11 protein-coding genes are annotated in these 8,453 nt (G+C 56.5%); all 11 read right to left on the bottom strand.

The features are described from left to right. Window positions 1-458: hypothetical protein (locus tag VGK48_14185; protein HEY2382323.1), on the bottom strand; the 458-nt coding region annotated here is incomplete at its 3' end. Window positions 459-466: 8 nt separating this feature from the next. Next, on the bottom strand, window positions 467-898 hold the full coding sequence (locus VGK48_14190) for a biopolymer transporter ExbD (GenBank protein HEY2382324.1): 432 nt from the start codon (window positions 896-898) through the stop codon (window positions 467-469). A gap of 12 nt (window positions 899-910) precedes the next feature. Then, window positions 911-1,345, bottom strand: a complete 435-nt coding sequence (locus VGK48_14195; GenBank protein ID HEY2382325.1) for a biopolymer transporter ExbD — start codon at window positions 1,343-1,345, stop codon at window positions 911-913. Between the two features lie 3 nt (window positions 1,346-1,348). Then, entirely contained in the window at window positions 1,349-2,074 is a 726-nt protein-coding gene (locus VGK48_14200; GenBank protein ID HEY2382326.1) for a MotA/TolQ/ExbB proton channel family protein, read from the bottom strand. 100 nt (window positions 2,075-2,174) lie between these two features. After that, entirely contained in the window at window positions 2,175-2,927 is a 753-nt protein-coding gene (locus VGK48_14205; GenBank protein HEY2382327.1) for an energy transducer TonB, read from the bottom strand. A 150-nt stretch (window positions 2,928-3,077) separates the two neighbouring features. Beyond that, the gene (gene secF / locus VGK48_14210) at window positions 3,078-4,061 is read right to left on the bottom strand and encodes a protein translocase subunit SecF (GenBank protein ID HEY2382328.1); all 984 of its coding nucleotides are present in this window, start codon (window positions 4,059-4,061) and stop codon (window positions 3,078-3,080) included. Between the two features lie 47 nt (window positions 4,062-4,108). After that, window positions 4,109-5,707, bottom strand: coding sequence for a protein translocase subunit SecD (gene secD, locus VGK48_14215; protein ID HEY2382329.1), 1,599 nt, complete (start codon window positions 5,705-5,707; stop codon window positions 4,109-4,111). A gap of 15 nt (window positions 5,708-5,722) precedes the next feature. Then, window positions 5,723-6,019 carry a preprotein translocase subunit YajC gene (yajC, locus tag VGK48_14220; protein HEY2382330.1) on the bottom strand — a complete coding sequence of 99 codons (297 nt, stop codon included), beginning with the start codon at window positions 6,017-6,019 and terminating at the stop codon, window positions 5,723-5,725. Beyond that, window positions 6,020-7,132 (bottom strand): tRNA guanosine(34) transglycosylase Tgt, encoded by a 1,113-nt coding sequence (gene tgt, locus VGK48_14225; GenBank protein ID HEY2382331.1) that lies wholly within the window; start codon window positions 7,130-7,132, stop codon window positions 6,020-6,022. Next, window positions 7,129-8,106 (bottom strand): oligopeptide/dipeptide ABC transporter ATP-binding protein, encoded by a 978-nt coding sequence (locus VGK48_14230; GenBank protein ID HEY2382332.1) that lies wholly within the window; start codon window positions 8,104-8,106, stop codon window positions 7,129-7,131. Before VGK48_14230 ends, tgt begins: the two co-directional genes overlap by 4 nt. Then, window positions 8,099-8,453, bottom strand: a 355-nt coding sequence (locus tag VGK48_14235; protein ID HEY2382333.1) for an oligopeptide/dipeptide ABC transporter ATP-binding protein, incomplete at its 5' end; no start/stop codon positions are given. The genes VGK48_14230 and VGK48_14235, both read right to left, overlap by 8 nt.

Below are 8,453 nucleotides of genomic sequence, written 5' to 3' on the forward strand. Positions count from 1 at the left end.
ACAATCCACCAATCGAGGCTTCCGATGGAATAATACGGAATCGGATTGGTGGAATCGAGCTGGGCATACTTCAAGTAGTACTCGTGGGCTTTCTTGAAGTCATTGGTGTTCTGGTAAATGCCTGCGAGGCCGGCGACTGCATTGACATTGCTGGAATCGTGCTTGAGAACGTCCTCGAATGTCTGGATCGCCAGTTTGGCATTTCGATCGTTGTCTTCACCCCGGCCGCCTGGAACGAACTGCTGAGAGTAGGCGGTGCCGAGGTAGAGTTCGGCCGATGTGAGATCGGGGTCCAGTTCGATAGCTTTCTTGAAATAGTCCACCGATTTTTCATAGTGGGTATCCTTGAAAGCCTGGACTCCCTTATTCAGGTTGTCCCGCGCCTGCAACTTCGCGCAGCTGGACACGGCGAGAGCGAGGAGCGCCAGGAAGAGGAGCGTGATTTTTGTGTGTCTCATACGCCTTCCTATTTACCACCGGCCTTGATCTGCTCCGTCATCAGCCCGACCTTGTCGATGCCGGCTCCTTTCGCGACGTCGATTACTTCGGCGACGTCTTTGAAGAGGAGATCGGGATCCGCGTTAACGAAGGCCGTGCGGTCGACGCGGGTCTTGAAGATGTCCTGGAGTTGTTCACCCAGGTAGCGCAGTTCAACCACATCCTGATTGATTTTGATCGTACCCGTCTTGTCGATCGAGACAACGATGGTCTTGTTGATCGCATCCGGTGGCGGCGGCGGACTCCCCGGCGGCGGCGGTTGCGGAACCGCCGCGTCGAGGCCCTTCGGCGTCAACGGCGTGATTGTCATGAAGATCACGAGCAGGACGAGCAGGATATCGATGAACGGTGTAACGTTGATATCCGCCTTGGCTGAGATCTTCTTTCTGCCTTTTTTCATTGCTGGTTTCTCCTACTTGCGGGTCTGATCGTCCACGCGGTCGGTCAGCAATCCAACTTGATCGACGCCGGCATTCCGGATGTTATCGACAACCTGGACCACATCTCCATACTTCGCCCGGCTGTCACTCTTGACGAAAACTTTCTTTTCCAGCTTGGTCGCCAACAGGTCATTCACCTTTGCCGCGAGGTCGTCAGGGTTAACCTTGTCTTGTCCAAGATAGAACTTTCCGTCGCGTGTGATGGCGATGATGACGGAGTCGTCCCGATCGGCTTCCTTCATGTCCACTGGGTTTCTTGTTTTGGCGAGCTCGACTTGCTGGCCCTTCTGCAACATGGGAGTGACGACCATGAAAATGATCAGAAGGACAAGCATGACGTCCGCCATCGGCGTGACGTTGATATCGGAGGTTACTTCTCCTCTACCACCGCCTGATCCCATTCCCATAAGTTACTTCCTTCCCGCGTGCTGCTTGATGAAGTAGTCGATCAGCTCGGAAGACGAGTTCGTCATTTCAATGCCGAACGCTTCGACCTTGTTGGTAAACCAGTTGTACGCCCACACCGCAGGCACCGCGACGAAGAGACCGAAAGCGGTGGTAACCAGCGCTTCGGAGATACCGCCCGCGACAGCCGACAGACCGGCGGTCTTTTCAGACGACATGCCTTTGAAGGCGTTGATGATGCCGACGGTCGTTCCGAACAGGCCGACGAAGGGAGCGGTTGCACCGATCGTCGCAAGACCGGACAGACCACGCTTCAACTCGGCGTTGACGATCGCTTCAGCACGCTCGCAGGCGCGGCGTGAAGATTCGATCTGTTCGCCGGCGATTTCGCGGGACACCGCGTGGGCGCGGAATTCCTGGAGACCGGCTTCCACAACCTTTGCCAGATGGCTGCGTTTGTTCTGTTCGGCAACGCTGATGGCTTCTTCGATCTTTCCTTCTTTCAGGCAACCGGCAACCGCGGGAGCGAACTCACGCGACTGTTTACGTGCCTGGCTGAAGGCGATGTAACGGTCGATCATGACGCCGATGGACCAGGCAGACATGATGGCAAGCAGAACGACGACGCCTCTTGCAGGCGCCCCCATATTGGACCACATGGTTCGCAGATCGAAGCCGACCTCCTGCTGGAGCAGCATCATCGCAAATAAATTGAGCTTAACGAGAAGCATAGAATCAAAATCCTCCTGAACCCTGTCTTAGCAAGGCATAAATTTGATGTCGAAAAGTCTTTGACGCAGGGAATTTAAATTCCCCGCGTCCACATCCGCTCTATTGTGCGAACGCGAAATTCACAGTAATCGTGGTGATGACAGGCACAGGCTCGTTATTCAACATGGTGGGCTTGTAGCGCCACTGCTTGACAGCATCGATTGCTGCTTGAATCAACAACGGGTGACCGGTAATCACTTTAAGGTTGTCGATCGTTCCTTCTTTGCTGATTTCAGCTTCAAGAACGACGACTCCCTGTATACGCGCTTGCTTCGCCAGTGGGGGATACACGGGACTCGGATGCACGAGCAATCCCGCAGCGATAACGTTTCCACCAACGCGGACGCGTTGCGGTGGTGGTGGTGGTGGCGGGGGCGGTGGTGGCGGCGGCGGCGGCGCAGCTTGTTCCTGAGCCTTCAGCACGCCTCCGAGAACACCCGATAGCACGCCGGAAGCCGTACCTCCGACTACACCAGGGCCGCTGGATGCCGGAGCCGACTCGACGATGTGCGCGATATCTTTCGGAATTTCCGTGGGCTGAATAATCGCTCCGGTCTCAATCACAACCTGCTTGACAACCTGCGGCTGAGCCGGGGCGAGTGCTGCCGGCGGCGGGGGCGGTGGTGGCGGCGGAGGTGGCGGCAACATCAAAAGTGTCATCAGTGTTTGCTTCGGCAACTCCGAATAGGAAATGAGCGGGATCAGAACAAGGACCGTGATCAACAGGACGTGAATTACTGTCGAGATCAGTACCGTACTGCCCTTCCTGGTCTTTATCTGTCCGTTGGACTCAATTAAGGAATCCTCGAACATACAACCTCCATTTTCTTAACTCCTGAAACTCTTCCGCTCTTTTTCAACGCTACGAACGCCTTAAGCGACCCAGCTGAGGCAGTTTTCTGTAACAGGATCGCCACTTATATCAATGGCTGACCTATACTGTCAACCGGCCTTTAGTGCTATTTACGCCCGCTTCGGCTTCGGGGTCTTCGTTACCGGCTTTGCAACCGATTTCGTCACTGCGGGACGGGGCGGCGCCGCGATCTGAGGCACCGATCTCCCCCGGATATTCGTGTATACCAGCACCAGCGGAGCGGCAATGGCTACCGACGAATACGTTCCTACCAGAATTCCAACGACCATCGCGAACGCAAAATAACTGATGATCTCGCCGCCAAAAATGAACAGCGCCACAACCGTGATAAACGTCAGCCCTGAAGACAGAATCGTCCGGCTCAACGTCTGGTTGATACTGTCATTCATGATCGTCTGAAGATCGTCGCGGCGCCGCAGCTTCAGATTTTCGCGAATACGATCGAAAACCACGATCGTGTCGTTCATCGAATAACCAACCAGTGTCAGCAACGCCGCGATCACCGTCAGGTTGATCTGCTCCTTGAAAATCGAGAACAACCCCAGCGTCACCAGCGTGTCGTGAAACACCGCAAAAACGGCGGCCGCGCCATAAATCCACTCAAACCGGAACGCGATGTAGATCAGCATGCCGCCCAACGCATACAACGTCGCAAAAACAGCCTGCCGCTTCAAATCGTCGCCGACCTGCGGACCGATCGACGTCGCGCTCAAAATCTCGAACTGGCCCTGGAAGCCCTTGCTCAACGCGCCCAGAATCGTTTCTCGGCCTGCGGCGGCGTTTTCCGCACTGGCGCCTTGGTACTCGATCAGAACTTCGTTGGTTCCAACACTCTCCTGAAGCCGGCTGTCCGCCCCATTGTCGTGGAGATCCTGGCGGATCTTTTCAATATCCGGCTTCTGATTGAACCGGACCTTAATTTCCGTGCCGCCCTTGAAATCGACGCCGTACTCAAAACCTCTCCTGTACACCAGCGAAATGAGCCCAAGGAGCATGACGGAGCCCGAAATCGCCAGGAACAACTTGCGTTTGCCGAGCCAGTCGATCTTACTGCCGTGAAAAATTTCAATCATTCGAACGTACCTTTAGACACCACGGTGTCTTCGTTTGTTCCAAATTCTTAAATGCTGATCGTCTCCACTCGCTGTTTCCGGTTCAGTACCCACTCAAAGAGCGTCCTCGAGACAAAAACCGCCGTAAACATGTTGGAAACGAGACCGATAACCAGCGTTACCGCAAAGCCCTTGACTGGCCCTGTCCCGAAAAGGAACAGGAACGTGGCCGAAATGAGGGCCGCCAGATGCGTATCCACCAGCGTGATAAATACACGGCTGAAACTGGTCGCGACAGCCGAAACGGCCGTCTTACCCGCCCTCAATTCCTCACGAATGCGCTCGAAAATCAGCACATTGGAATCGATACCCACACCGATCGTCAGAATGACGCCGGCAATTCCCGGAAGTGTCAGCGCGGCGCCGAAGTAAGCCATGGCGCCGAACAGGACAATGAGGTTCAACACCATGGCGACGGTGGCGTTGACTCCCGAAAGCCGGTAGTAAAAGAGCATGAAAATCACAACGGATACCAGAGCCACCAGCGCCGCGAGAAAGCCCGCCTTGATGGAGTCGGCTCCGAGGGATGGCCCCACAACTTCTTCATCGAGATACTTGATCGAGGCGGGCAAGGCGCCCGATCGCAGAACAAGCGCCAGATCCTGCGCGGCCTGTGGCGAGAAACCGCCGGCGCCTCCGGTGATCTGTCCGGAATCCGAAATGCGCCCATTGATGCGGGGAGCGGACTGAATCTTGTTATCCAGCACAATCGCCAGCATCTTGCCAATGTTCTGTTCCGTGAGGGTCCCCATACGCGAAGCACCGTCGGCGTTGAGGTTGAAACTGACGGCGGGGTGGCCGGTCTCATCGCGGGAAGTATACGCGCCCTTCAAGTCACGACCGGAAACCGCGGCGACCTGCTGTACCACGTAATACGTGCCTTCCGTCGATGAGCCCTTTTCCACAGAGGGAAGCACTTCCAGGTTCCCCGGGACAACACCCCCGTAATTCTGCGCTGCGGCAGCCTGAGTCGGAAACGGACCGCTATCAACCAGCTTCAGCGCCAATTGCGCAGTCGACTGCATGACATTCTTCACGCGAGCGGGATCCGTCACGTCCGGCAGCTGGACCAATATCTCGCCTTTTTGGGTCTCCCCATGCTTCTGAATGACAATTTCGCCGACGCCGAGCGCGTCCACACGGTTCCGAATCGTCTGGATCGCCTGATCGACAGCCTGGCTGCGATAATCCGCTTCCTGGTTGGCTTTCAGCCGGACAGTATACGTATTGGGCACCTCGCCGGCGGTCGAGACCAGGTCCCACTCGCTGAAGCGGTCGTTTAAGATGCTCCGGAAATCTCCATCCTTACTGGGATCAACACCGACAGCCTGGAAGGTATCGACCTGCGTACGCACGACCTGGCGGACGGGAATGTTCTGCTTGTTCAATTCCTGCCGGAGCCCTTCAATGGTCTGATCGGTTTCGCCCCGGATCGCATCGTCCGTCACGACCTGCAGCACCAGCTGCGTGCCGCCACGAAGATCCAGTCCCAGGTGTACCTTCTGCTTCATCTTGGCCAGGGTAGGAGGAAATCCTGCAAACAGTGCAATCGCCACGATCGTCACGCCGAGCGTGAGCAACAAACGCGTTCGAACTCTATTAGTCATATGGTTTCCCGGGAATTACTCTTGTTCTGATCCCTGCAACGCCGTCACCGCGTTCCGGGACAGCTCGATTTTGACGTTTTCCGCAATTCTGAGCTGAATTCGATCGTCTTTGAATCCCACTATCGTACCGTAAATCCCACCGGAAGTGACGACCTTATCGCCCACCTTCAGATGATCCAGCATGTCCTGTAACTTCTTCTGCCGGCGGCGGGCGGGAAGGAAAACGATCAGGTAGAAGATGCCTAGGATGAAGATTAACGGTAAGAATTGAATAATGCTGCTGGGCGTCTGGGCCTGCTGCTGAAGAAACACCTAATGAGCCCCCGTTCTCCTTGTCTCGGTGAGGAATTCGTCAAAACGGTGAAACTCGATAAACTGCCTGATTCTGCGGATTGTGTCAAGGTAGAAGTGCAAGTTATGAATAGTATTTAACACTGAAGAAAGGATCTCGTTGGCGATAAAAAGGTGCCTCAAATACGCCCGCGAATAGGTCCGGCACACCGGACAACCGCAGGAGGCATCGATCGGCTCCGGATCCTTCTTATACTTCGCGTTTTTGATCACGATATGTCCCTCTCTGGTAAACAGCCACCCGTTCCGGGCATGTCGCGTCGGCATGACGCAATCGAACATATCGATGCCGAGCGCGACCGCCTCGACAAGGTCGCCGGGAGTCCCGACGCCCATCAGATAGCGCGGCTTCTCCTCCGGTAAGTACGGTTCGACCCGCTCGAGAATTTCATACATCAACGGTTTTGGCTCGCCAACAGCGAGGCCGCCGAGCGCATAGCCGGGAAAGTCCATGGTGACGAGCCGCTCCGCACTCGCCTGGCGCAAATCAGGGTAGATGCTTCCCTGAACAATGCCGAAAAGCGCATTGTCCGAAGGTCCACGCGCGCTCCAGTGCCGGTAACATCGCTCGGCCCAGGCCAGCGATCGCTTCATCGAGCGGTCGGCGTCGAGATGACTGGCAGGGTAGGCCAGGCAGTCGTCGAGGATCATGATGATGTCGGCGTCGAGGGCGGTCTGAACATCGACCGCAATTTCCGGGCTCAGGAAGTGCGAACTGCCGTCCAGGTGGGACTGAAACCGGACTCCGTCCTCACTGATCTCCCGCAGCGAGGAAAGGCTGAATACCTGGTAACCGCCGCTGTCGGTCAATATCGGCCGATCCCAGCCCATGAACCGGTGCAATCCTCCGAGACCGGCCACGGTTTCATGTCCGGGTCTCAGGAAAAGATGGTACGAATTGCACAACAGAATCTCGACCCCCAGTGCCCGAAGCTGATCCGGTGTCATGGCCTTCACAGTGGCCTGAGTTCCGACCGGCATGAAAATCGGTGTCTCGATGACGCCATGGGCGGTGTGCAGCCGGCCGCGGCGGGCACGGGTGTTCGTATCCTTCGTAATCAGTTCGAATTTCATTCGACCAGATGACATGCGGCATTCCGCCCGTCTTCCAGGCGGCGGAGCGGTGGTTCTTCGGTCTTGCATCGATCGACGGCGACGGGACACCGGGTATGGAAACGGCAGCCCGCGGGCGGATTAATCGGGGTCGGAACATCCCCTCCCAGGATGACGCGCTGTTTCTTTGCCGCCGGGTCGGGCACCGGCACAGCTTTCAGCAGAGCCCGGGTATACGGATGTTTCGGATCGGAACATATTTGAAAGCTGGTTCCGACTTCAACAATCTTGCCCAGATACATGACCCCGATCCGCGTCGATATGTGTTCAATCACCGGAATAGCGTGCGAGATAAAAAGATAAGTAATCCCGAGTTGCTCCTGAAGATCCGATAGCAGGTTGATGATCTGCGCCTGAATCGAAACATCCAGGGCGGAAACCGGCTCGTCTGCGACGATCAGCTTCGGCCTCAGGGCAAGAGACCGCGCAATGCCGATCCGCTGCCTCTGGCCGCCGCTGAATTCGTGCGGATACCGGTTCATCACGCCCGAATCGAGGCCCACCGTTTTGAGCAGGTCCGCAACGCGCGCCTCGCGCTCCGAGCCTGACGCAATATGGTGAATTGCGAAAGGTTCCCCGACAATCGACCGGATGGTCATGCGGGGATTCAGCGACGCATACGGATCCTGGAAAATGAGCTGCATATCGCGCCTCTTGCGCCGCAGTTCCTGCGATCCGAGGGACATCAAGTCCGTCCCGTCAAATCGGATCGTCCCCCCATCCGGCTCAATCAGGCGCAAGATGGCCCGGCCGGCCGTTGTTTTACCGCAGCCGGATTCGCCGACCAGACCGAACGTCTCACCCCTCTTGATGCTGAGACTGATATCGTCGACCGCCTTGACATGAGCCGCGACTCGGGAAAAGACGCCTCGATGAATCGGAAAATACTTTTTGAGGTTCTGGACGGACAGAAGAGGCTCGGCGAGCTCAGGCATGAATGCAGCGAACCTCATGGATATGGTCTTTGCTGCCGGGAGCCGGCTCTAGAGGGATCGGGGAGAGCGTGCACTCGACCGTACGCTTGTAGCAACGGGGAGCAAAAGAACATCCGGACGGCAGATGCAACAAGTCCGGCACCATTCCGTCGATAGCGTACAGCCGGCCCCTGTTCTCCGTCCCGCCGGCCGGCGCGCCCAGGCGGGGAATCGACCGCAGTAACCCTTCGGTATATGGGTGTTTCGGATTGTGGAAAACATCCACTGCGGGCCCGATTTCCACAATCTTCCCCGCATACATCACAGCCACGGTCTCGGCGACTTCCGCGATCACGCCCAGATCATGC

The organism is Terriglobia bacterium (assembly GCA_036496425.1).
In the GTDB taxonomy this organism is placed as follows: Bacteria; Acidobacteriota; Terriglobia; order 20CM-2-55-15; family 20CM-2-55-15; genus 20CM-2-55-15.